This window comes from Hathewaya massiliensis (genome assembly GCF_902143515.1).
Classification (GTDB): domain Bacteria; phylum Bacillota; class Clostridia; order Clostridiales; family Clostridiaceae; genus Hathewaya; species Hathewaya massiliensis.
In genome coordinates, this window is sequence record NZ_CABFVD010000002.1 from 25,242 (window position 1) to 51,272 (window position 26,031).

Below are 26,031 nucleotides of genomic sequence, written 5' to 3' on the forward strand. Positions count from 1 at the left end.
GATGTTAGATTTTTTACAGCAGTTTGCAATTTTTTTTGTTGAACTTATAAGTTATATGTTTATTTGGTCAAAGTTCATTTATAAAGAGCATGATACAAGTATAGGTAAGAATTTTATTATTGTAGTAGTTGCTTCTGTATTATCATCAATTAATATGATTTATTTTTATAATAAGTATTCAATGTTTACAAATTATATAATTATTATTTTATTAACAAAGTTTTTTTATAAAAAATCTTTAATTAAATTAATTTTAGAATTTCTTATAGTGCTTGTTATAAGTATGTTACTTCAATTAGGGGTTGTTTTAGTGGGTAAATTTATGGGATTTAATTATTCCAGTACTTTTCAATACCATATAACTGGTCTTACAATAGAGCTAATTTTAGTAATAATTATTTATCGTGCATTCTTTTTTACAAAAAATTTCAAGATATTTAGTTTAGATTCTAAGATAATTTTTTATTTTTTAATAAATTTTGGATTCTATTTTATGATGTTTAGAATAATTTGGTCATATAACAAGTTTTTTATAGTAAATAATTTAATTTTAACTTTATTTACTTTATTAGTTATTTTAACGCTAAATTTATTTTTATACGAATATATTTTTAAGATTACAGAAGAAAAAAAGGTATTAGAAGTTCAAAATAAGTACAATCCAATACTAGGTGATATTATAGAAGAGACTAGAAGAAGACAACATGATTTTAAAAACTATTTAAACATTATAAATGGGATAGTGGAAGTTTGTGAGGAGAAAGAGTTAAAAGGAGAACTTAAGAAGTATATTAAATCTTTAGGTGTTTTAAATAAAAATATAGAGGATATAACCTATATTGATAATGTTATAATAAAATCTTTAGTATATAGCAAATTATGTGAGGCTGAAAGAAACGATATAGGGTTTTCTTTTAATATTAGAAATGGGGTAATAGAGCAGTATTTAAATGATTATGAGATATCCGATATATTAGGTAATTTTTTAAACAATGCCTTTGAAGCCGTTCAGTATGAAGAGGATAAAAGGGTTATATTAAATATATTTTTAGAGGGTGAAGAATCTATTGTAGAAGTTAGAAATGCTGGAAAGACCATAGCACCAGAGAATATAGAAAGTATATTTAAAAAGGGTTTTTCAACTAAAGCTAATAAGGGAAGAGGATATGGCCTTTACAACATAAAAAGAATAGTAGAACAACATAATGGAAAGGTTCAACTATTCTTTGAAGATGATTATACAGTTTTTAGGATATTATTCATCCAAAAGACATTTAGGGGGGTCAGGCTCTCCAAAAAAAACATAGCATTCGCTTGGACGAGCCAAAAGAGCAACACCCATTAAAAATAGTCCTAAGGAATTTAAAGAAAGTTTATGTTTTTTAAAGAATTTCATAATTATACACCTTCCTTTATAAAAAATATTTGAACTGTCTGAAAAATAAGAGTAAGAAAACCACAGTTTAAGTAAACCGCTTTATTTATAAAAAATAATAATATAATAAACCAGGATATAACTGAGAAGAGGGCTCTTTTTCTAGAAGCTTGTCTTCTCTTTTCGTTTTTCCTAGGTCTTATTCTATTTGGAAAGGGTGCTTTCACATATACTATTAAAAGTAAGATTACTGAAATAATATAATAAACCCATAAAGGGAATAAGGGAATTCTAGGACCTAGTATTGTATTAATTGCAAAGTAAGCGGTGGATGCAATTAAACAACGAGTAAAGTTTTTAGAATGGTATCCCCCCATAAAAGGTCTTGTGGTAAATAGTATACACATAGAAAATAATAAGTGTTTTAAAGAACCTAGTAATGAAAATATAGCAATAATTATAATCATTTTAAGAGTTTCTCCAAATATCACTTGAAAGCCATAGTTAATTTTTGCTAGATCATCCTCATCTCTAAAGGAGCTATTATTCTTAATAAGTAAGGTTACTTTATCTGCTATAGTATCTATCATTTTATCACCCTTTTATGTATGTTATAGATATTATACTATAAATTTTCAGAATTTAGTATACAAAGGCTTTAAAAAGGAAAGTTAAGAACATGAAAATGAAAAAAAACAACATGAAAAGATTTTGGAAATATTTTATGCTTATATTAGGATATGAAGTTCTGTTTATCAGATGACTATCTGTTCTAATACATAGATTATTCAGAGTGGGAGTAAAAAACTCTCTTTCAAGAGTATGATGTATTTTTATTCAAAAAATATTGTTTCCTCATAAAGAGAAAACAATATTTTTTAAAATGTTGGATTATAAATTTTATTTATATAGGTTTACTTCAGAGGGGTTTAGCTTAAGGCGTTTGTATATAATTTATCAGTAAAGACTATATAAGTAAATATTAAATTAATAAAACATAATAATAGAAGCATAATCAGAATATTTATTCAATTACATACAACTTATGATTTACACAAGGTCTTTGAGGCATTTTATGTTGAATTATAGTATATAAGAAGTATAATTTACTTAACGACTTAGAAATAAATAGATTAACAATGAACTTAAAGGGTTATTTAAAAATTATTTAAAAGGGTTATTTAAAAATATTTAAAAAGAAGGGGGGTATTGATTTGAAAAAATTAGAGATAATGCATCTAACAATACCAAGAAGGAAATTTTATAATGCTACATATGATCAAAATATACGGGTAAAAACCCGGGATTAAATTTCGTCGAAAAGAAGAAGCTAAATATATGGGTAACGATTTTATTCTCTAAATAAGGATTTTAATTATCCTTATTTAGAGAAATTTTTTTATCCTAAATAACTACTTTATAACCTTTAAAGTATGAGTAGAGATTTGGTACATATATGAATAAATATTCTTATGCTTTTACATCTAGACTATGACCAAGGTTAGGGTCTACTGCCATGTTCTCCATCATTTTAATCATTTCTGAAGAGTTTTCTTTAGCATTACCCATAACCATCCTTATTAAGCTTATGCCTACTGCATCTTGAGTTTTTTGCTGACTCATTGCAATAGAAAGTCCTGCTATATCCATAGTAACACCTCCTTTATTGATGTGTTAGATACAGTGTTGATATGAAAATTATTTCATCACTAATCCATTGCTTACTATGTTATCGAGATAATAAAGATTTACTAAAGTAAAACAACTTAGAGTATAGTTTTAGTAGGAAAGGATAGCAGTAATTAATGTTTAGAAAAATTAAAAAGATATATGCTGGCATGCTGTATTGGATAGTGATTACATTTTTTCATCTTTTTATTCATATTAGCTGCTGTTAATGTAATCGTTTCTGTTATTATTTTTAATTTATCCTCTAAAATAATCCCAGAGCAAAATTTATCTATTACATTGTATATTCTTTTACTTACTTTTTCTGCTAATATCTTAACCAAATTATTGGCACAACTAATAAACCAACTAATTTTTCTTCCTTTAATTTGATTTTTGAGCTAGTATATGGCAAACATTATGCTTTATTGTACCTGAATTCCTGTATACTAAGTCTTTTGAGGTCTTGGCATATTTATATCTCCCCGTATTTAATTTTTATGTAAGGTATTTACAATACAGAAAAAATAAATATGATATATTTATTTTTTAACATTTTTACCAATTAGACTTTTTATTTTGCAGGAGTTAAGTTATAATATAGATAATATATTTGTTAATTATACAAACTTTGAAACGCTTAAAAATTTTAATCCATGTATTAAAAACTTTATATTTATAGGGTGTAATGGTAATATTCAAGTATGTCAGAAGATGAGCAATAAGGCGTTTGTATTAGGAAATGTAAGTGATGCACTATATAAATCGTTAATGAATGATGAAATGTTTTCCATATGGGAAAAAAATAATTATGAAGATCCGAAGTGTTATAAGTGTAGTAAAAAATTAATGTGCGTTAATTGTAAAGCTTCTTTTATATCTGGAGGAGTTAATTTTGGTTGTATAAGTGAGGAGTAATATGTAATAGAGTTTAATAATATAATGGGAGGATGTATATGTTAGGTTTAGTAAAATCTTCTATTATGGCAAATAAGAGAAATATTGGGATAATGTTAGCTGTATTTATAAGTGTGACAATATTTAAGTTAGAGATGGGATTAGTAGTAGCGTTATATATTATAATAAAAATTGGGAAAAGTATATCGGATTATAATTATTTTTGTGATATTAGAAAAATGTTTAGTCAATTTCCACGTTCAAAGACATCATATTCAATATATTGCTTGTTAAATAACAATTTAGTGAATTTTGTTGTACTTATTTTTTGGATATCAGTTGGGATAGCAAAGTCAAACTATGATATTTCAGAATTAATATATTTTTCTGTGTTAATATATATAATAGTATCAATGTATAGTTATATTTACGATTTATCAGAAATAAAAGGTAGATCAAATGCAATTGAGAATACAAGGAAAATTATATTTATAGGAATTGCAGCAATGTTTATATGTATTTCAAGAATACCAAATTTATATAAACAAGTTAATGATATAGTATTTAATTATTCAGCCATTAAATTAATTATTAGTGTAAGTATTGCTATATTGATAAATTTTTCGTTTTATATGTTATTTTTTAAAGAACTAAAAAATAATAGCTAAAAAATTATAAAACAAATGATATATAAACTAAAAATATAATTTCAAAAGGAAATTCTCATTAGGATAGATTATAGATAAGTTTTTATTATACAAAATCTGTTTATGGCATATTTCCTTAATGGGTTATCTAGTTATATCAAGTATTTTACTTGTAGGTTTGATTTCTCTTTTTGCTGTAAGCTTTGCAAGGAGGAAAAGGAAAGTTAATAAATAAGAAATATAGTAATATAAAAGAAATCCTTCAGGGGGAGACATGACCCCTGAGGGATTTCTTTTATAAAATTTACTTTATTACAAAATTGTAATAAAGAAATTTATGAATTTGTAATAATACTCCTTTATTATTAAAGTATAGGGAAGATACATATATGATATATAAGTTTTCTGCTAGTTAAATAGTATGAGATTTTACTCCTATATATTAAGGAGGAAATTTCTTATTAATTTAGACTTGCCAGTTATAAAATCAGAATTAAGAACTAAGTGTTGAGGGTTAAAATTAAGAATTAAGAATATAGGGAGGAATGGAAATGGAGTTATTAAAGATAGAAAATCTTTGCAAGAGTTATGGAAAGGGAGATATTAAGGTGGATGCCTTAAGGGATATAAATTTGACTATAAATAAAGGGGAGTTTGTGGCTATTGTGGGGCCTTCTGGTTCGGGAAAGAGTACTTTATTACATCTTATAGGGGGAGTGGATAGGCCTACTTCTGGTAAGGTGATTTTAGATGGAACTGATATTTATGGGTTAAAGGAAAAGGAGCTTGCTATATTAAGAAGAAGAAAAATAGGTTTTATATTTCAGTTCTATAATTTAATTCCTGTGCTTACTGCGGAGGAAAATATAGAAATGCCTATATTACTGGATAATAAAAAGCCGGATAAAGCTTATATGGAGGAGCTTTTAGATATACTAGGCATTAAGGAGAGAAAAGATCATCTTCCTTCAGAGTTATCTGGGGGGCAACAACAAAGGGTTTCTATTGGAAGAGCTCTTGCGAATAAACCATCTTTAATTTTGGCAGATGAGCCTACAGGAAATCTTGATTCTAAGAATTCAAAGGAAATTATAGAGCTTTTAAGATATTCAATTAAGAGATATAATCAGACTTTAGTTTTAATTACTCATGATTTAAATATAGCTAAAATGGCAGATAGGGTTATAACCATAACAGATGGTAAAGTTAAGGGAGATGAGGTGATGAATGGTGAGAACCTATAGTGAGATTACTGGGAGATATTTAAAGCAAAATAAAAAGAGAACTATTTTAACCATTGTAGGGATTATTCTTGCTGTATCACTTTTTTCGGGAATTTCAACTTTTTTCTTTAGCTTAAGGGATGGACTTATAGCACATGAAAGGAAATCAAGTGGTAATTATGAAGTTATGTATAGAAAGGTGCCTGGAGATAAAATAGATAGAATAACTAAGAATTTTGAAGTTCTAAACTCTGGGGTTTCTGTTGAAGATGAAAGTAATGTTATGAAAGTTAAGGGTCAGGATAAGTTTAAAATAGGAATAGATATTTTAGATAGTAGTATGCTAGATAATGTAATTCATTTTAATTTGACAGAGGGCAAGAAACCTTCAGCTAAGGGAGAGATTTTATTAGAAAAAAAGGCTAAGGCTAAGCTTAAAAAGGATATAGGAGACTACATCGAATTAGAAAGTCTTAATAAGGACGAAAAGCAGAAAGATATTGAAGGAAAATATAAAATAGTAGGTTTTTATGATTCTAAAATATATTTTGGAGATGCAGAAGTGCCAATTGCAGGATATACCTTTTTATCACTGGATAGCATTAAAAAAGATAAAAATTATTCAGTATATGTAAATCTTAAAGAGAAGAAAAACAAAAGAGAAATAGGAAAAAAGCTAGGAGAGAGCATAGGATTAAGTTCTAAAACTAATGAAAATCCTAAGGAAGATGAAATAAGTTTTAATGATAGTGTTTTAAGACTTATGGCAGAGGGGAATAATACTCTTTTAAATGCTGGTATGAAAAATGTATTATTATTTGTTGCAATTCTTATTATTATTTGTACTGTAGCTGTTATATATAATGCATTTAATATTTCTGTAGCTGAAAGGATAAATCAATTTGGAATTTTAAGAAGTATTGGTGCAACACCTAATAAGATAAGAAAATTAGTATTTAAAGAAGCCTTTATTATGGGAGCTATAGCAATACCATTAGGTATTCTATCAGGATATTTAGGAATATATACTACCATAAAAATATTAAGTAGTTCAAAATTCTTTATATTTGAAGGAATGAAGGTAGGCTTTTATCCAGAAATTATATTAATAAGTTTGGTTCTAACTTCAATTACCATAGTTCTTTCCGTATTGGGGCCTTCAAGGACTGCAGCTAGAGTTTCACCCATAGAAGCTATTAGAAATTCAAGTAGTCTTAAAAAAGAAAAGATTAAAAAGAGAAGAACAGGTCTTATAAAACTTATATTTGGAGTTGAAGGGGCTGTTGCTTATAAAAACATAAGAAGAAACAATAAAAGATTTTTAATTACTATATTTTCACTTATGATTTCCCTTATAATGTTTGTAGTATTTACATCTATAGGAAAAGTGGGTAATGATGCAAGTGAAGAATTAATGTTTTCTTATCCCTTTGATGCAACGTTGAACTCACCAGGTAGAGACCCTAAGCTTAATATAGATAAAAAGATTATAGAAGAAATTAAAGGTAAAGAAGGTATAGAAAAGATTTATATGCCACGTATAGTAGAAGGAAAATTTCATTTTGATAGCAAGTATTTAAATGGAGAGTACTATGAAAAGAGTGGTAGACAAAAACCGGAAATAGAGAAGATTAAAGGGAAAGATTATTCTCTTATAGAGAATGCTTTTTATGCTTCCTATGATAAAAATTCCTTTGAACTTGCAAAAGTAGAATTAGGGGAAGGAAAAATAGATATAGATGAACTAAATAAGGGTGGAGTTTTATTAATAAATAGAAATCAAGTTTCAAATAGTAAAGGACAAAAAGTTATATCTAATATAACTAAATATAAAGTAGGAGACAAAATTAGAATTCCAAATACTAAAGAAATATTTTATGAGGATATAGGTAACTATGGAAGAGAAAAAGATGCTAAAACTGCTATTGAAAAAGAAGAATTTACAGAAGTAACAGTGGTAGGAGTTTTAAACAAGGATCCATTTAACGGAAGTCTTCAAAATAGTAATATAGGATTAGTTTTTAGTGAAGAATACTTTAAAAAAGAATTTGGTAAGTTATCAGTTAATAATTTAGCTATTAAATTTAAAGATGAAAAAGCAAGAGAAAGTCTTCAAAGCTATTTAGAAGAAAAAGCAGCAGAAGTAGATGCTTCCTATATGGATATACACAATATGAAAAAAGAAATGGACAATATTAGAGTACAGGTAGCCGTGTTTATCTATGGGTTTATAACCTTAATAACCATTATAGGCGTTGTAAATATTATAAATACCATAACCATAGGATTACTTCTTAGAAAGTCAGAATTTGCAACATTAACAGCCATCGGAATGACAAAGGGACAATTAGGAAAGATGGTTGTCTTAGAAGGTACTCTTCATGGAATAATCACAGGAATACTAGGCAGCGGAGTTTCATTCTTCTTATATAAAGCTTTACTAAAAACATCTAGTGGTTATCTGCAATATGAACCTAAATTCCCTATAGAAGTTTTTGCAATTGGGTTTATAGGAGCAATAGTATTAACCTTAGTAGCATCTTTAATACCACTTAGAAAACTTAAAAATATGAGCATAGTAGAGAATATAAGAGCTAAAGAATAGATTGTTTATAGACTTAGAATTCATTATCTAATTTTTGAAATTAGAATGAAGGCTAGGTCTATTTTTTTTATGTAGAAAATTGTAGAAATAGAAGTTCTTTATATTTCTTATGATAAAGTAAATAGTCGTTAAGCACTGTTACTTTGTTGCAGTTAGACTCAACTATATAGCATGTTCTTAAACACGAAGATTATCGTATATTGTTATTTTGCGTATTATTTTGTATAAAAATATAAAAAAACCATGAACGATATAAATTAAAAAACACAACAAAATATGGTAAACTTTATATATACAATATGTAAACTAAAATATAAAATAATATAAGTTAATTTATAAAGTATTACCAAAAATTATAAAAAAATAACTGAAAATTATTAAAATTCAATCAGTAAATTAATATATAAATTTATATATTAATAAATATAACAAATGTTCAATGAGGAGATGCAAAAATAATAGACAAGCTATAAATCTTTGAATTAAGAACCATAAAAATATAAATAGGAGAACAAATAAATGAAAAAAATAAAATTCATTTCTATTTTATTAATTTGTAGTATGCTTACAGCATGCAGTGCTAAGGAACCTTCTGCAGGATCTGAAGATGGAGGGAAGGCTATAGAAGTTACTAAGATGACTAATTATAATAAAACCTTTGATAATGTTGAGTTTCAAACAGAAATTATAATTGATAGACAGGATAAGAATAAACCATTTGTGCAAACAACAGCTACATTACAAGATATTAATAAGGATAAAGCAGTTGAAACTTTAATATCAAATCTTAAGGTTGTAGAAAAGCAAGAAAGCCATGAGGAAAATGAGAGAAAACAATCAATTAAGTGCACAAATTACCAGATGCAAAATGAAGGATTTTTGTCCATGGGACCTATATCATCTATGCTTTCGTTTACAAGAGACAAATTTGTTAGGCATGTTATGAGTGCTTTTCGTATGGATGAAAGATATGAAGACTACAATGTAAAGAAATATTCTGCTGATAAGGAATTTTCTTTTGCTAAGAAAAAAGATGCTTTTAAAGATATTAAAGAAAAACTATCTTTCATAGGGATAGATTTAGGGGATAACTATAAAGCCTATGCCCTAGATTATGAAACTATGAAAAAAGAAGAAGTTGTTATGGATATGGATGGTAAAGAAGATAAGAAAGCGTACAAGGAGTCTTGGGGTGAAGAGGATAACTGTTATTATTTTATAATGTGGCAAAGGTATGATGATTTACCTGTGTACCATGTTTTTGCAGATACATTTAAAAAAGTTTCGGAAGAAAACTTGCCTGTTAAAGTTATATACTCTAAAAGAGGTGTAGAGTATATGGAAATAGAAAAGGTATTTAATTTTTCTAAAGATACTAAAGAAGTTTCCCTAGCAAGTTTTGATAAAGTAGCAAAAACAGTAGCTGACAAGTACGGAATGGTTTTAGGCAAGTCATCTTATAAAGTTACAAAAGCACAACTATATTATATGGTAGATACTTCTGTTGGAAATGGAACCTATGAAGTTAATCCTGTTTGGATATTTAATGTACAGGAAATGGACAAAAATAAAAAAATAATAGGGAACTTGCAAACAGTAGTAAATGCTGTAACAGCAAAGGAGATACCGTAATGAGTAGTAAATTTAAAATAACTTTTAGATATATAAAGATGGATTTATATCGTTCCATATGTTCACCACAATTTTTGGTAGCAATTTTAGGTGTGTTTTTAACAATGTGGTTTGGAGTAGCCAAACGTCATGCAGAGCGTAGTGTTTTTGATACCTATCGTATGATTATGTATGGAATGCCCTTTATGTTAACAATTGTTTTTTGTGCATTTCCTTATGCAGGAAGCATATGCGAGGATTATGAAAATAAATATATTAACCTTGAAGTCATAAGAGGAGGTCTAGGAGCTTATGTATTATCAAAAGTGGTTGTAATCTTTTTATCTGCTGTAATTACTATTGTAATTGGAACTATTCTTCATAGCCTAGCCAGACGTTGTAATTTACCTTGGATTGACCCTAATGGATTTTATAAGAATGAAATTATTTACGGAGGACTTAAAGGAATTCTCAAAAATGGTAACTATCTACTTTATTTCACTTTAGCTAGTATGCAGTTTGGTATAATAGCAGGTGTTTTTTCTGTATTTTCATCCTACATATCTTTATATATATCAAACAAGTTATTGTTATTTTCAGTTCCAATTATGACTTATTACTTCATAGATTATTTTATAGGAGCGATTTTTGGAGAGAATGCTTATAATCTTCATGTTATTTTTGGGGTTAATACTCCTATATGCAAAAGTGATTTACTATCATTTTTACTTCCTGTAGGAATTGGAGCTTTATGTATATTTATTCTATATTGGGCTATGTATATAAAAATAAAAAGGAGAATGCAAAATGAATAAGGGTATATCTAGGACAAAGTATATAGGACAAGTATTTATGCAAGATTTTTTTCGTACTAAACTAGTGGTACTTATGATTTTGCAATTTTTTGTTTTGCATATAGTTTTATCTCCGATAAGAAAGTTTACACAGACTGCTAACTATCCAATTTCACCTTGGGTAATTCCTATTGTATTTATAAACCTCTACTTTCATTTTTTATTTATGGCATGTGTTATTTATCATTATTCCAATGTTCCTTTTATGCAAAGGTCGCAGATGTATCAAATTATAAGAAGTGGGAAAAGAAAATGGGCTCTAGGTAAAATTGTAGGAATTATTTTAGGTGGTTTTGGATTAGCTATTATGGAAAGTTTATTAAGCTTGCTACCTTTAATTGGGAGGTTGCGATTTGAAACTAATTGGGGAAAAGTTATTTATTCCTTAGCCATGACCAATGCCGCAGAAGAATATAAAATACCTTTTTATTTTCCTTATGAGCTTTTAAACTCTTACAGTCCTTTAAAAGCTATGTTAATTTTTATTTTAGTAAGTGGATTAGTTATTTCTTTTATTGGAGTTACTATGTTTGCAGTTAGCATATTATTTTCAAGGTTAGCTGCTATAGTTACAGCTATGATATTAATTATTTTACCATTTGTAGAAATGAATTTAAAGAGAATGTATGATTGGCTTATATATGTTTCTCCAGTATCTTGGATGAATATGACTAAGATTGGGGTCAGAAGCGAAGGAAAATTACCTACACTTAGTTATATTATTCCTGTGCTTTTAACTATGATTATAATTTTAAGCTTAGTAATAATATGGAGAATTAAGACTATTGATTTTCAATGGAATAAGGAGGAACAGTAATGGAAGTAAAAACTAATGCAAATTTAGAAAAGAAAAATGAAAATAATTACATAATTAAAGTAGAAAATGCTATGAAGAGTTTTAATAAAAATAAGGTATTAGACGATGTTAGTTTTGCATGTGGGAAAGGACAAATCTGCGGAATAGTAGGACGAAATGGCTCTGGTAAAACTGTTCTTTTTAAATCAATTTGTGGGTTTTTAAAATTAGATAGTGGGAAAATATATATTAAAGGAAAAGAGATGCATAAGGATATAGACCTGTTAACCACAGCAGGAATTATTATTGAAGAGCCAGCATTTTTAAGAAATAAAAGTGCTATGAAAAACTTAGAATTTTTATACATGATAAGAAATAAAAGAAATACAGAACATATAAGCAAGGTAATTAAAAAGGTGGGGTTAGACCCATCATCCAAGAAGAAAGTTGGAAACTACTCCATGGGTATGCGTCAAAGATTAGCAATAGCCCAAGCAATCATGGAGGATCAGGAAATATTAATCCTAGATGAACCTATGAATGGCTTAGACAATCAAGGGGTTAAAGAGATGAGAGAATTATTTTTAAGTCTAAAAGAACAGGGGAAGACCATTTTACTAGCAAGTCATAATAAAGAAGATATTGATGTGCTTTGTGATGAAGTATATGAAATGGATAGAGGGATAATAAGTAAGGTTAGGTAAAAAGATTAAAAGATTATAGAATTTCCTATGATGTTTTATTAATGAATTAAATATCATGGTATAATTTAATTATAAATTAAAGAAATTTTAAGCTTCATTATAAGGGGGTTAATGCAATGAAAACTATTATGTTTTGTTTATTTGGGCTAGTATCTATAATACTAACAATTTTAGGTTTTAAAAAAGAAAATATTGTTCTAAAAGTTGTAGGTATTGTTATGGTGGTTTTATTCATGATCATGATTGCATCCATACTTAAGTAAGTTTCATAGAATTATGTTTATTATTAAAGCAAAATAAACATAGTTCTAAGCTTTAGAGGTGATAGTTACGGAGTAGACAGTGATGTTGTTTTTATAAAAATAATAATATAACATACATACAAATAGAAGGTTTTTGAAGTACATATATTATAATCTAAGAAAAGCACTTAGGGGGATTTGGTATGAAGGAGGAAAAGCCAGAAGTAGGCGATTGGATTATAATATGTGCGGCTATATGTGCAGCTATATATTTATTGGTTACTAGGTAGAAAAGGGCTAGTCTTTAGACAGAGGTTCTATTTAGATAAATATTAGAGAAGACTAGAGGATATTATTGTATTTAAGAGTTATATATTTTATAGTATCCTATAATATAGAGATATTATGAAACTAGAGCACTTATTTGAACAAGCTAGGGGGAAAATAGCTTGAAAATAGGTGCTCTTTTTCTGTTAGGAAATAGCTTTAAATTAAGGTATAATTTAAATTAAAGGTTTAAACTTAAGAAAGGGGTAGGTTAAGTATACATTAATTTTCTTAACCAGAGATGAGAGTATATGAAAAAAATTTTACTTGTGGAAGATGATTCAGCTTTAGCTATTGGCATAGAATACACTTTAAATGGAGAAGGTTTTCAAGTAACAAGGGCAAAAAATTTAAAAGAAGCTCGCATCATATTTAATGAAAAGGATTTAGATCTTATACTTTTAGATTTAATGTTACCAGATGGCAGTGGGTATGATTTTTGTAAGGAGATTAGGGGGAAGAGTAGCATACCTATAATATTTATAACTGCCTGTGATGAAGAAGCTAATGTTATCCTAGGTTTAGATATTGGTGGAGATGATTATATCACAAAACCTATTAGAATAAGGGAACTTATATCTAGAATAAATGCAGTTTTAAGAAGAAGAGAGGCTTATGGTGAAAAATCACAGGATAAAAGTACAAACAAAGAGGAGAATAGTGAAATTATTGAGGGTGATTTAAGGATAGAGTTATTAAAAGCTAAGGTATATAAGAAAAATGAGGAGATTGTTTTAACTCCTGCAGAATATAGACTTTTATTGATTTTAATGAAAAATAAGGGCAATGTCTTAGAGAGAGGTGTTCTTCTTGAAAAGCTTTGGGATGTAGAGGGAAATTTTGTAGATGGTAATACTTTAAATGTTTATATTAAAAGACTTAGAGAAAAAATAGAGGACAACCCCAAAGAGCCTAAATACATAGAAACCGTAAGGGGGATTGGGTATAGGTGGAGCTAAAATGAAGAAAAAGAGAATAATAAAGAAAAGGAAATATAGAAAAATAATTAATAGAAAAGAAATAAGGATATAGAAAGAAAAAATGAAGGTTAGATTAAGAGGAATAGAATCTAAGATAAGATAATGGAGGTGAATTTTCATGAGATATTTTAGAAATCCAGAGTTAAAAAGGCTTACTGCTATTTTTACTTTTATGTTTATAGTTGTTGTGGCTCTTAGCAGTTTACTATTAAATTCAGAGATTGAAAGACTTAATAGGAATTATATAAAGCAAAATACAATTATGGTTGGGAATATAGTTAAGGAACATCCAGAGCTTCAGGGGGAAATAATTGATGCTATATTTAGTAAGGATCAGTCGAATTATTCCCTAGGAAATAAGCTTTTATCACAATACTCTTATAATGAAGATTTAGCTATATACAAAAATCCTGTAATGTATAAATTTTATAAAAGCATATTTATAAAGCTTATAATATTTATAGCTATTTTTATACTTTTGGTATATGGAATATCAATTTTTATGTCTTTCCAGTTTTATAGAAAAGCTGAAAGGCTATCTGAAGCCTCAGAAAAGATTATGGATGGAACTTTTGAGAAGTTTACAGAGGAAAATAAAGAGGGCGAATTCTACATATTAGCATCAAAGTTTAATTTAATGAGCAATAGGTTAAAAGAATCCATGAACAACTTAAAAAATGAGAAGATATTTCTAAAGAATATAATATCAGATATATCTCATCAACTAAAAACCCCCTTATCTTCCCTTATAATGTTTAATGACATTATGAAAAAGGATATCCCAAAGGAACATAGGGACAATTTTTTAAACCTAGCTGATGAACAGCTTAAGAGAATGGAATGGCTTATTATAAACCTTTTAAAAATAGGAAGGTTAGAAGGCGGTGTGGTGGAATTTCATGTTAAGGAAAACCCTCTTTTAATTACAGTAAATAAAGCCTTAGGTGCACTTAAGGAAAGGGCTAAAGAAAAAGGACAAAATATAATAATGGATATAAAAGAAGATGTCTATTTTAAACATGATATGGAATGGACAGCAGAGGCTTTATCTAATATTATAAAAAACTCCATAGAACATACAGGAAGAGAAGGAGAGATAATAATCTCTTGCGAAGAAACTCCTATATCCTTAACCATAAGTATAAAAGATAATGGAGAAGGTATTCCTAAAAACTTGCAGAGCAAAATCTTTGAAAGGTTTTACAAAGGGGAAAACTCCACAAATCCTACCAGTGTGGGCATAGGACTATCCTTAAGCAAATCCATAATAGAGTCTCAAAATGGAACCATTAGGGTGGATAGTGAAGAAGGCATAGGAACAGAATTTATAATAACTTTTTTAAAGACTGTAATATAGTACTCTATTAATAATTCATATGGAAAAATAAATATATAAAGCATATAATATAATTACATTAGTAAATACTGGTGTAATTATTTTTATTTTACACAGTCTTAAATTAAAAATAAGGCTTTGTTAGGTAATTTTGTTATATTTATATCTAATATAGTCTTAAATTAAAATAAATATGGGGTGAAGAGTATGAAAATGAAGAAGCGATTATTAACTTTTCTAATTTGTAGTACTTTCATGATTATTCCAACAGGATGTAACAAGTCAAAATCAGAGCCACCTTGCGATAAAAAGCCAGTAATTTATTTATATCCAAAAGAAGAGATGGATGTTGAGGTTAGTCTAGATTACGCAGGAAAATTAACTACTACTTATCCTAAGTATGAAAATGGTTGGAGTGTAAAAGCTATGCCAGATGGAAGGCTTTATAACAAAAAAGATGGACGAGAATACTCTTATCTATTTTGGGAAGGGGAGTCAGACATAAACTATAACATGTCAGAAGGCTTTGTAGTTAAGGGAGAGGACACTTATGAGTTTTTACAGAAAACTTTAGAAAAACTTGGGTTAACTCCAAAAGAATATAATGAATTCATTGTATTTTGGCTACCACATATGGAGGGGAACCCCTATAACCTTATAACCTTCCAACAAGAAGCTTATACCGATAATGCAAAGCTCTCAATTTCACCTAAAGAGGATTCACTTCTTAGAGTATTTATGGTCTATAAACCTCTTGAAAAACCAGTAGAAGTAAAAACACCTAAGTTACCACAGTTTAAACGTGAAGGGTTTACTGTAGTAGAATGGGGTGGCAAGGAACTAAAATAGATTAAGTTTCAAGAGCTACGTTTAAATCATAAAGAGATAGCTAAAGGTGGAAAGGAACTAAAATAAATTAGATTTCTTATTAAAAAAGAGTAAAGCATAGTTTTATTTTTAGATAAGATTGTTTAAGCTTCAGTGAGAGTAAAAATTTTAACTGAAGCTTAAATTTTGTTATTATGAGAAAACTGGTTTAAGTATTCCACATGTATTAATAAACACCATTATATAAATCAGATAATGGCTGTAGATGTTGAAATTTCTTTAAGAGAATTTCTCTATATTTTAAATCAGTTAAATAGCTTTTCTTATAAGATGTTGTCCATAAGATATCGCTAAAATATACTGCGAAATTTTCTAAATCTATAGGATTATATATGTCATGTTCCTTTAAGTACCTAATGGGATATTTTTTTATGCTATCAAATAAAATATCATCTATCCAATTAACTTCAACAAACCCTGTGTTAATATGAACAGAATAAAATGCTCCTATTAAATAACAATCAACTTCAGAAAATAAGAAATTTTCGGGGAGGTTACACTCAAGTAGAAACTGTGCCCCTTTATTTAAGTATTTTTTGGCCATTTCATCCTTTATGTTTTTAAAATAAGCATCACCAAATTGAAACATTATACCCATACAATCACTTCCATTATAAAATTAGTTATATATATTAAGCTATTTTCGAAAGAAAAATAAATAACTTTATCCTCAATATTTTAAAGTATATGTTAAATTATACCATAAAATTCTATATAATAAACTTTTAAACAAATATTTATTTGATTACTGGCCTTTCTAATGCTCTTATTTTCTTCAAAATTACAGGAAATAACTTGCAGATATATTTAAATTGGTTAAGATAAATAATATAAGCTCAAATTAATATTTAACAAGTCACAGGACATAAACTTAAAGTTACTTACTAACTAAATATAGGGTATACTAGTATATATACGGAACCATACCATTAAGTTGATTTAGGTAACTAATCGTATATAAATATAAATATAAATGATATATTAAGAATTCTGGTTTAATTAGGTATGCACCCTATAATTTTTTTATAAGACCTAGAAGATTTGGGAAAAGAGCGGGTACATTCCTATAATAAATATGGGGTTACAATTATACTAGTTGGAGGTGGTATATATATGAAAAAAGAATCAACAGTAAATAAAACTAAAGACTCATTAAAACAAATAATTGGAGTTGTGGGTCAGTTAATTTTAGGAGGGGTAATTGGAGCTATTATTGGTATACTCTTGGTTAAAGAAGCTAAAAATCCAGTTATAGCTTTAGTATATTTAATTCTTTTTGTACTTATATATATTTTGCAAATTATATTACATGAAGCAGGACATTTAATTTTCGGATTATTATCGGGATATGAATTTGTATCTTTTAGAGTTGGAAGCCTAACCTTTATAAGGGAAGGTGGGAAAATAGCTATTAAAAAGTTTAAAGTTATAGGTACTGGGGGACAGTGTCTTATGATGCCACCAGAAGGAAATGGGTACGATTGTCCTTACGTTCTTTATAACCTGGGCGGTGTACTTATGAATGCCATAATATCTTGTCTATGTATAGTTATTTCTATGTTATTGCCCTATAATACTGTAATGGGGGATATCTGTAGGTTATTTTTTATTACTGGATTAATTGCAATAGCTTTAAATGGTATACCTATAAAATCTTTAGGAAATGACGGATATAATCTTCTTTCTATTAAGAGGAGTAAAAGTGAAAGATATTCATTCTATATGATACTTAAAATTAACGGTCTTCTTCATAAGGGTGTAAGATTAAAAGATATGCCAATTCAGTGGTTTAACCTTTCTAGGGAGGATTATTTAGAAGGAAGGCTGGCAAGTAATTTAAGAACTATAGAAGCAGGTTACTATGAAGATAAAAAAGAATTTAATAAGGTAAGAGAAATTTTAGAGGATCTTATAGATAACTCTAATAACTTAGGAAAATTATTAAAAAATGAACTTAAATGCGAACTTTTATTTTGTGAAATTCTAGGTGAGTGCAGGGAAGAAGTTATTAATGAATTATATACTAAAGAATTAAAAAAATATATAAAAGCAACTGATTGTTTTATATCAAGAAAAAGGTTAATGTATGCATACTATCTTATAATTGAGAAAGATAATGATAAAGCTAATAAGGTATTAGCTGAAGTAGAAAAAGTTAAAAAAACCTATCCGGTTAAAGCTGAAATTGAAAGTGAATTAGAAATAATAGATTTTATAAAAGAGAAATACGTTTTAAATAACTAAAAATAATTTCATAAATAGTGTCCCCAAAATAATTTCATATGCATATATACACTCTAGGAAGGAGTGTATTTTTTATGCAAAATTTATATGTTTTATTAAGACAATTTGAGGTTATAGGTGGTGTTGAAAGAATTGGGCAACCTGGTTTTTGCCTTCTTATGGCTTTATGGAGAAGGTCTAATGAGTTAGGGTGGAGAAATACTTTCACCATGAGTAATACGGAACTTAAGTGTAAGGGTGGTTTTAGTAGCGATAAAACCTTAATTGGAGCAAGGGGTAAACTTATGGAACAGGGCTTTATTAAATATGCTAGACCAAATAAATCAGGAAAATGTGGTATGTATATATTAAATTTTGATTTGCTATCTTTAAGTGGATTACAGGGGAGTAATGATGGGGAATATTACCTAGAAGAGGAAGAGGATTTATCAGAAGCACCTTGGGAGAATTGTGGTGAAGAGGAAGAGAATTCACCAAACCATTTACCAAAGTATGAACCAGAGTACTTACCAAACCATATACCAAATGACTTACCAGACCATGCACCAGAGTACTTACCAGGTCACTTACCAAAGTACTTACCAAACCACTTACCAAAGGATGATAAAAAGGTAAGCATTAATATACTAGACTATACTAGACCAGAAAAGACTATAACAGACAATAACAATAACAATATTACAGATAGCAATAACTATAATAACAGTTATAACATAGATGACTATAAAATTAATAATACCAATTCTAGTGATAATATAAATTCAAATGGCAAAGTTAATAGCGATAAGAATAGCGAGAGCAATAGTGACAGCCATAGCAATAACAAGAGGGAGAAGAATAGCAAGGGCAATAATACTAGCAATAGCAAGAACAATAACGATAACAATAGTACCAGCAATAGCATAGTGAGTAAACTTAAGAAACATGAGGATGAGGTATTTATAAAAACTATGGAGCATTATTGCAAGAGGGCGAAAAAGATTGAAACTAGCCTTAAGCCAAAGGAAAGACAAGCTATGTATGAAATCTCTAAGAAAATGCCTTTAGAGGTGATTTTAACAGGAATAGATATGGCCTTTGATAATTTTAAAAAGAGTGGTGAAGCAGAGCGTATAAATAGTTTTATCTATTGTGAAAAAGTTATAAATGCTCTTTGGATCAATAAGGAACAAGGCTTAAAGGGGGAGAGGCCTAATGGAAAGTCTAAAGGAGGTTTTGCAGGGGGAGAAAATGGGGAAATTAAAATCCACTCATCAGGAATCGGACTTAGCTTATGATATACCTACTTGTCCTATTTGTGGGGAGAATAAAAGACTTATGGTGGATATGTGTGATAAAAAATGGCTCATGCCTAGAATGTGCAAGTGTAGGCGTGAAGAGATAGAAAAGAGAGATAGGGTGGATAAGGTTAGGGAAAAGCAGATTAGACTTCAACAAATTTTCACAAATAGCCTAATGACTAAGGAATTCAGAAGTCTTAGCTTTTCATCATGGGATCATAATATTGGCAGCGAGTTTTTATATGGTATTGGACATAAGTATGTGAAAAATTTTAAGAGCATTAAGGAGAAAAACATAGGGCTCTTAATATATGGAGCACCAGGCAGTGGAAAGACTTTTTTATCTGGATGCATTGCTAATGCTCTAATAGAGGACTATACCACTGTAATTTGTATAAGTGCTATAGGTATACTAGAGAGGATTAAAAGCAGCTTTACTAATTATGGGGATAACGGAGTTTCGGATATATTAAATTCCTTATCCAATGCGGATTTACTTATATTAGACGATTTAGGCACAGAAAATAACACTAGTTGGTCAAGGTCAACTATGTATCAAATTATAGATGCAAGGTATAGAAGCAAGAAACCCCTTATAGTTACCACAAATTTAAGCCTAAAAGAACTTCAAGGACGTTATGATGAAGAGGGTGATATGGGACGTACATATGATAGGTTGGTTAATGAGATGTGTACTCCTATAGAAAGCAAATGGCACAGTATAAGAAGGGAAAAGGGAAGAGAGAAGGCAAATATTTTAAGAGAAATAATACTATAACTAGCTGCTTCAGAGGGAATAAAAACTCTCTCTGAAGCTAAGAAATCTGTTTATTCAGTAAAGAATAAAGTTGTTATAGTTGTTTAGGGAAAAAAATATTTTTCAGAAATTTTTTATTTACTTTTTTATTATTATAGTGTAATATTACACCATAATAATAAAATTACAAGGGAAGAGAAGAAAATGGATAAAGAAGGGTTTATTAAAAAAATTGATTCTAAATTAAAACTTATAAGAAATGAAAAAGAGTATTCCCAGGATAAGATGTGTGAAATAATAGGCATGTCAAAAAAGACTTTGGTGCAAATAGAAAAAGGAAGGGCAACCTTAGGATGGAGTGGTGCAGTTGTAGTCTGTTCATTATTTAAGCATAGTGAGATACTCCAAATGACTTTAGGAGGCGATATAGAGGATATAGTGAGAACACTAGCTTTTGGCGAGGTTGAAGGAAATTATAATAAAACAATGGGTGGCAAAGTATGGTGGAGAAATATTCGGGAATCTGGAGAATATGTGCTTCAGCAAAATATAGTGTCAGGTCATTATAGAATATTAGATGGAGAGCATAGAAGAATTATATCCTCCTTTGATGAAAAATATATGGAACTAAAATTAAACATTTTAAGTGGATTGAAATTGAAATAAGCTAAATAAAATAAAAGGTATATGGTTTAACGAAATAAAAAATAACGTATTAGGTGCTAAAAAGTGAAGAGCAAGAAAGGAGATTTTAGTAAGAGTCATCTGCTTATTAGTTATACTCTTACTAAATAAAATATATGGAAACTTTAAAAAAAGTTATTTATATTACATTAAATATAATTATGTTTTTAGCAGCATCATTTTCACTATGGATTTATTTATCTCATAATGAATGGGTATCTTGGCATGAAAATTCAGGAACACAATTTTTAGCTTTATTGTTAATAACTTTACCTATTTTATTGTTTGTTGCTCTTGGTTTTAAAATCTTAAGTAAAAAAAGTACTAATATAACAAAAGAAAATGTAAGACTTCCTTTATATATAATAGTAGGAATTGTGTTGCCAGTAGTTATTGATGGTAGCTTAAGTAATATAACCATATTTATAGGAACAATTTGTTGTGTTGTAGCCTGTGTTGTATCTCTTGTAGAAGTAGTATTTAGTGTTACTGATAGTTTTTAAAAATTTTTCATAAATTTCAAAAATCACAGGAAATATCAAATAATCCTTATGCAAAAATACATGAGATTATTTTTTAGTAATATAAGTTTATTATATTTTTATAGAATACTAATTATTTTTAAAAATACTGTTAATGATTTGTTAAAGTATTCGAAAATTAATAATATGCTAAATATAATTTAACTTAAATTACGAGGAGTGAAATGTAATGAAAAACATTAAGGGGAACAAAGAACAGGATAATTCCAGTTTGGAAAAACAACATAAAAAAAATAAAAAGGTTAGAATGTCAATTAAGAAAAAGTTGGTATCTTCAATAACTTTAACGTCAATAATAAGCTTAATTTTATTAGCAGTTTTTTTATATCAAATGTCTAGTACAATTTTAAAGAATAAGACTATGGATACATCTTATCAGTTTGTGAATCAGGTTAATTATAATATAGAAACATTTTTGGATGGTATGGAAAACAATTTAAAAATTGTAAGTGAAAATTCTAATATAACTAATCTTGATGTTAACAACAAAGTAAGTGTAGATCATTTAAAGAATTTTTTGAAAACTGTTAAAGATAGTAATTCAGATATAATCTATACTTATTTTGCAGATATGAATGGTGTTATGATTCAATCAGATGGACAGGTTAGAAAACCTTCTAGCACATACGATGCAAGAACTAGAGAGTGGTACAAGGAGTCCTTAAGGAATCCAGATAAAATTTATTGGACAGATTGTTATGAGGATGCCCAAAAGAAAATTCTTGTTATCTCATTATCTAAGGCAGTTAAAAGAGGGGATAAAATTATAGGTGTTGCCAGTATTGATATAGGTTTAAATGAATTAGTAACTGGATTATCACAAATTAAGTTAGGTGAAAAAGGTTATTTAGTTGTAACTAGCAAAGAAGGCATGACTTTAGTACATCCAGATAAGAGTCTTATAGGTAAAAAAACCTTAACTGAAGAAAGTTTTTGGAAAGATTTAAGCTCAAAAGAAAGCGGAAATTTCGAATATAAGTATAGTGGAAAAGCAAAATTTGCAGGGTTCACCACTAATAAGATTACCGTATGGAAACTTATGGTTACATTAGGGGAAGATGAAATAGCAAAGGATTTATCTTCAATAAAATATTTTTCAATAATTGCTGTTATAGTTGGAGGATTACTATCTTTAGTTTTAGCTTATTACATAGGAAAAGTTTTATCAGTAGCTGTTAATAGACTTAAAGATATTATAGAAAAGTTTGGTAGTGGAGATCTTACAGTTGCAGTGCCACAAGATCTTAAAGAAAAAGCTAATGAAATTGGAGATATAGCAAGTTCCTTAGATTTATCTATTGGTAATATAAGAAATATGATGATTTCCTTTAAGGAACATGCATCTAGTATTAGTGGAGAATCTGAAAACCTAAGTTCTGTTTCAGAAGAAATGGCATCTTCTGCTGAAAATGTTTCAGTAGCTATTCAAGATGTGGCTAAAGGTTCTCAAGGGCAATCAGAGGACTTAGTTGAGATAACAGAAATAACCCAAGACTTTTCTAATAAAATAGATAGTGTAGTTACAAATATGGCAGAGGTAATGGAGAATGCTCAAAACATAGATAACATGGCTGCAGAGGGAAGCAATGGGATGAAGGAACTTGTACAATCAACACAAACAGTAAAAGGTTCTTTCAATGACTTTTCCAAGGAAATAGTGGACTTAGGTTCAGGTATAAATGAGGTAAATGAAATAATAGGACTTATAAATAGCATAGCAGAGCAAACAAATTTACTTGCATTAAATGCAGCTATAGAATCAGCAAGAGCAGGAGAAGCAGGACGTGGATTTGCAGTGGTTGCAGATGAAATAAGAAAATTATCAGAGCAGACAAAGAATTCTTCAGAGAGCATAACTTCTATAATTAAATCTATTTCTAATAAAACAGGAAAGATAATAGATGATACAAAGGTGATAGTTAAGGAAATGGATAGCGAAGTGGAAACTATAAATAATTCTATGGAGCAGTTTACATCCATAGTAATTGGGGTTCAAGAGATATTACCAAGAATAGATTCTGCAAACTATATTGTATCAGAATTAAATGAAAGTAAAAGCGAAATAGTAAATAAAATAGAAAATGCATCTTCTGTATCACAAGAAGTTTCAGCTTCATCAGAAGAAATAGCGGCATCCTCAGAAGAAATGTGTGCATCCACAGAAGAAGTGGCATCTACAGCTGAAAAGTTAAATAAAATGACTAATGATATGGAAGAGCAGATAAATAAATTTAAGTTTTAAGTTAAATATGAATAGGCGGTAATTGATCAGTGGTCAGTAGTTAGTAAGTAGTGGTCGGTGGTCAGTAAGAGATAAAGATAAGGAAACCATATTTTATTTTTAAATTGTAAAGTTATAAAAAGCACCAAGTTTAAGTACTTGATGCTTTTTATTTTATAAGAATACAAGGAAATGAGTTTTTAATAATAGTCAATAAAACTTTTTACTTATAAAAATATATTTTGTTAATATAAAACTAATTTAATTGTTTCAATGAAGTTTTTAGGTCTTCTTCTGGTGTGCTTATTGGTTTTAAATCAAAAGTATCCACTAGATATTGTAGAACATTAGGAGATATAAAAGCTGGAAGAGTAGGACCTAGAAACATTCCCTTTATTCCGAGGGATAGAAGAGCTAATAAATCAGCTACAGCTTTTTGTTCATACCAAGAGAGTACAATAGTAAGTGGTAGAGAATTTACGTCTGTGTCAAAGGCATCTGCTAGAGCTGTTGCTATTCTAACAGCGGAATAAGCATCATTGCATTGCCCTACATCTAACAATCTTGGAAGTCCTGCTACGGTTCCAAAGTCTAATTTATTAAATCTATATTTACCACAGGCTAAAGTGAGTATTACACAATCTTCTGGCACCATTTTAGCAAAATCAGTATAATAATTTCTTCCTGGTCTAGCACCATCACATCCACCAATTAAAAAGAAGTGTCTTATTTTTCCTTCCTTAACTGCATTAACAATAGTATCAGCATGGGATAGGGTTGCATGATGACCAAAACCTACCATGATTTCGTGTTCTTTTTCATCTTCTTTAAAACCACCAAGCTCTAAGGCTTTGTTAATTATTTCAGTAAAATCTCTAGTTCCATCTTCAGAGGTTTCTATATATTTAACTCCTTCCCAACCAACAACGCTTGTGGTAAAGATTCTATCTTTATAAGTTTCTCTAGGTCTCATTAAACAATTTGTGGTCATTAATATACAACCAGGTATATTATCAAATTCTTTTTGTTGATCTTGCCACGCTCCGCCGAAGTTTCCAACTAAATGTTCATATTTTTTTAAAGATGGATAACCATGAGCAGGTAGCATTTCCCCATGAGTATAAATATTTATCCCTTTGTCTTTAGTTTGTTCTAAGAGCATTTCTAAATCTCTTAAATCATGTCCTGAAACTATAATAAATGGGCCTTTTTTTATCTTAACATTAACCTTATGAGGGGATGGATTTTTATATCTAGTAGTATTAGCTTCATCTAATAGCCTCATAACTTCTACACTTATTTCTCCAGTTCTCATAGTCATACGTATCATATCTTCCAAAGTTAAATTATCATTTGTTGTAGATTCTAAACCTATAAAATAAAATTTATCTACTTGGTCACTGTGATAACCTATAAATCTAGCTTGATGAGCATAGGCACTTACACCTTTTAGACCATAAAGTATGGTGGATCTTAGGGAACGAATATCAGGATCTAAGGTTTCATCATACATAATTCCAGCCTGAGCAGAATCTTTTAACATATCTTCCTTAGTATCACTTAGATTATATGTGGCAGCTTTAGGATATTCACCTTCAGGTGCTTCATCTCTCAAGAGTTGCTTTATTTCTTGGGATTCTTTTAAACGCTTTATATGAACATCAGCATCAAAATTTACATTAGTTAGGGTTGTAAATAAACAATCCTCAACAAACTTTACTACCTTTTTATCTATGATATGACCTGCATCCATTAAAGCTTTAGCATAACAAGAGATACCTTTTAACTGGTATATTAATAAATCTTGCAGATTCGCAATCTCTGGTGTTTTTCCACATACACCACTTTTGGTACAACCCTTGCCACCCATGGTTTGTTCACATTGATAACAAAACATTGAATTTTCCATATGTAACTCTCCTTTATAAAAATTTTAGTTAAAAATAGTCTTTGTATAATGCTTTTAGATTATTCTAGAAGATGTAATTTTCCCTATAAGAGAAGTGGTTTTATGTACTTTAAATTTCTTAATAAAAGTTACTTACTAGCTTAATATAGGGTATACTATTATATATAGAGTAGCCATATGATTAAGTTGGTTTAATGGACTAATCGTATATAAATGTTACATTAAGAACTCTGGTTTACTT

At 28.8% G+C, this 26,031-nt stretch carries 24 protein-coding genes; 19 read left to right on the forward strand and 5 right to left on the reverse strand.

All coding sequences use genetic code 11. The features are described 5' to 3' along the window. Position 1: 1 nt before the first annotated feature. Positions 2-1,345, forward strand: a complete 1,344-nt coding sequence (locus FNZ64_RS05315) for a sensor histidine kinase (protein WP_142413826.1) — start codon at positions 2-4, stop codon at positions 1,343-1,345. A gap of 53 nt (positions 1,346-1,398) precedes the next feature. Here FNZ64_RS05315 and FNZ64_RS05320 read toward each other — a convergent pair whose 3' ends face one another. From FNZ64_RS05320 to FNZ64_RS05330, 3 genes are all read right to left on the reverse strand, one after another. Then, the gene (locus FNZ64_RS05320; RefSeq protein WP_142413827.1) at positions 1,399-1,965 is read right to left on the reverse strand and encodes an accessory gene regulator ArgB-like protein; all 567 of its coding nucleotides are present in this window, start codon (positions 1,963-1,965) and stop codon (positions 1,399-1,401) included. Between the two features lie 880 nt (positions 1,966-2,845). Beyond that, positions 2,846-3,025, reverse strand: coding sequence for a YjfB family protein (locus tag FNZ64_RS05325; RefSeq protein WP_142413828.1), 180 nt, complete (start codon positions 3,023-3,025; stop codon positions 2,846-2,848). 152 nt (positions 3,026-3,177) lie between these two features. Further along, positions 3,178-3,387, reverse strand: coding sequence for a hypothetical protein (locus FNZ64_RS05330; protein ID WP_142413829.1), 210 nt, complete (start codon positions 3,385-3,387; stop codon positions 3,178-3,180). A 235-nt stretch (positions 3,388-3,622) separates the two neighbouring features. Between FNZ64_RS05330 and FNZ64_RS15010 the strand changes: the two genes are divergently transcribed. From FNZ64_RS15010 to FNZ64_RS14885, 12 genes are all read left to right on the forward strand, one after another. Continuing rightward, positions 3,623-3,961, forward strand: coding sequence for an SPASM domain-containing protein (locus FNZ64_RS15010; protein ID WP_185903687.1), 339 nt, complete (start codon positions 3,623-3,625; stop codon positions 3,959-3,961). Between the two features lie 38 nt (positions 3,962-3,999). Beyond that, positions 4,000-4,608: a hypothetical protein gene (locus FNZ64_RS05340; RefSeq protein ID WP_142413831.1), complete on the forward strand. Its 609-nt coding sequence runs from the start codon at positions 4,000-4,002 to the stop codon at positions 4,606-4,608. A gap of 530 nt (positions 4,609-5,138) precedes the next feature. Further along, positions 5,139-5,831 carry an ABC transporter ATP-binding protein gene (locus FNZ64_RS05345; protein ID WP_142413832.1) on the forward strand — a complete coding sequence of 231 codons (693 nt, stop codon included), beginning with the start codon at positions 5,139-5,141 and terminating at the stop codon, positions 5,829-5,831. Next, complete coding sequence (locus tag FNZ64_RS05350; protein ID WP_243129202.1) at positions 5,815-8,415, forward strand: ABC transporter permease; 2,601 nt, start codon at positions 5,815-5,817, stop codon at positions 8,413-8,415. The genes FNZ64_RS05345 and FNZ64_RS05350 overlap by 17 nt, the downstream gene beginning before the upstream one ends. Before the next feature lie 519 nt (positions 8,416-8,934). After that, positions 8,935-10,047: a hypothetical protein gene (locus FNZ64_RS05355; RefSeq protein WP_142413833.1), complete on the forward strand. Its 1,113-nt coding sequence runs from the start codon at positions 8,935-8,937 to the stop codon at positions 10,045-10,047. After that, positions 10,047-10,841, forward strand: coding sequence for a hypothetical protein (locus FNZ64_RS05360; RefSeq protein ID WP_142413834.1), 795 nt, complete (start codon positions 10,047-10,049; stop codon positions 10,839-10,841). The genes FNZ64_RS05355 and FNZ64_RS05360 overlap by 1 nt, the downstream gene beginning before the upstream one ends. Next, positions 10,834-11,697 carry a hypothetical protein gene (locus FNZ64_RS05365; RefSeq protein WP_142413835.1) on the forward strand — a complete coding sequence of 288 codons (864 nt, stop codon included), beginning with the start codon at positions 10,834-10,836 and terminating at the stop codon, positions 11,695-11,697. Before FNZ64_RS05360 ends, FNZ64_RS05365 begins: the two co-directional genes overlap by 8 nt. Continuing rightward, on the forward strand, positions 11,697-12,380 hold the full coding sequence (locus FNZ64_RS05370; RefSeq protein ID WP_142413836.1) for an ATP-binding cassette domain-containing protein: 684 nt from the start codon (positions 11,697-11,699) through the stop codon (positions 12,378-12,380). The genes FNZ64_RS05365 and FNZ64_RS05370 overlap by 1 nt, the downstream gene beginning before the upstream one ends. Positions 12,381-12,496: 116 nt before the next feature. Beyond that, complete coding sequence (locus tag FNZ64_RS14625; protein ID WP_185903688.1) at positions 12,497-12,643, forward strand: hypothetical protein; 147 nt, start codon at positions 12,497-12,499, stop codon at positions 12,641-12,643. Positions 12,644-13,200: 557 nt separating this feature from the next. Further along, positions 13,201-13,908 (forward strand): response regulator transcription factor, encoded by a 708-nt coding sequence (locus tag FNZ64_RS05375; protein ID WP_142413837.1) that lies wholly within the window; start codon positions 13,201-13,203, stop codon positions 13,906-13,908. A gap of 139 nt (positions 13,909-14,047) precedes the next feature. Continuing rightward, positions 14,048-15,286, forward strand: a complete 1,239-nt coding sequence (locus FNZ64_RS05380; RefSeq protein WP_142413838.1) for a sensor histidine kinase — start codon at positions 14,048-14,050, stop codon at positions 15,284-15,286. A gap of 186 nt (positions 15,287-15,472) precedes the next feature. Continuing rightward, on the forward strand, positions 15,473-16,114 hold the full coding sequence (locus FNZ64_RS14885) for a hypothetical protein (RefSeq protein ID WP_142413839.1): 642 nt from the start codon (positions 15,473-15,475) through the stop codon (positions 16,112-16,114). Between the two features lie 205 nt (positions 16,115-16,319). Here the strand turns inward: FNZ64_RS14885 and FNZ64_RS05390 are convergent, their stop codons facing one another. Then, entirely contained in the window at positions 16,320-16,751 is a 432-nt protein-coding gene (locus FNZ64_RS05390; protein WP_142413840.1) for a hypothetical protein, read from the reverse strand. A 515-nt stretch (positions 16,752-17,266) separates the two neighbouring features. Between FNZ64_RS05390 and FNZ64_RS05395 the strand changes: the two genes are divergently transcribed. The 6 genes from FNZ64_RS05395 to FNZ64_RS05420 all read left to right on the forward strand — a co-directional run bounded on the left by FNZ64_RS05395 (position 17,267) and on the right by FNZ64_RS05420 (position 23,902). Next, positions 17,267-18,397: a zinc metalloprotease gene (locus tag FNZ64_RS05395; protein ID WP_142413841.1), complete on the forward strand. Its 1,131-nt coding sequence runs from the start codon at positions 17,267-17,269 to the stop codon at positions 18,395-18,397. A gap of 74 nt (positions 18,398-18,471) precedes the next feature. Next, entirely contained in the window at positions 18,472-19,674 is a 1,203-nt protein-coding gene (locus FNZ64_RS05400) for a hypothetical protein (protein ID WP_142413842.1), read from the forward strand. Then, positions 19,628-20,455, forward strand: coding sequence for an ATP-binding protein (locus FNZ64_RS05405; RefSeq protein WP_142413843.1), 828 nt, complete (start codon positions 19,628-19,630; stop codon positions 20,453-20,455). Before FNZ64_RS05400 ends, FNZ64_RS05405 begins: the two co-directional genes overlap by 47 nt. 183 nt (positions 20,456-20,638) lie before the next feature. Beyond that, entirely contained in the window at positions 20,639-21,100 is a 462-nt protein-coding gene (locus FNZ64_RS05410) for a helix-turn-helix transcriptional regulator (RefSeq protein ID WP_142413844.1), read from the forward strand. A gap of 134 nt (positions 21,101-21,234) precedes the next feature. After that, positions 21,235-21,621 carry a hypothetical protein gene (locus FNZ64_RS05415; RefSeq protein WP_142413845.1) on the forward strand — a complete coding sequence of 129 codons (387 nt, stop codon included), beginning with the start codon at positions 21,235-21,237 and terminating at the stop codon, positions 21,619-21,621. Between the two features lie 208 nt (positions 21,622-21,829). After that, a complete protein-coding gene (locus tag FNZ64_RS05420) occupies positions 21,830-23,902 on the forward strand; it encodes a methyl-accepting chemotaxis protein (protein ID WP_142413846.1) in 2,073 nt (690 codons plus the stop codon). Positions 23,903-24,137: 235 nt separating this feature from the next. On the opposite strand, the gene hcp is transcribed toward FNZ64_RS05420, so the two are convergent. Next, a complete protein-coding gene (hcp, locus tag FNZ64_RS05425; RefSeq protein WP_142413847.1) occupies positions 24,138-25,790 on the reverse strand; it encodes a hydroxylamine reductase in 1,653 nt (550 codons plus the stop codon). Between the last annotated feature and the right edge of the window lie 241 nt (positions 25,791-26,031).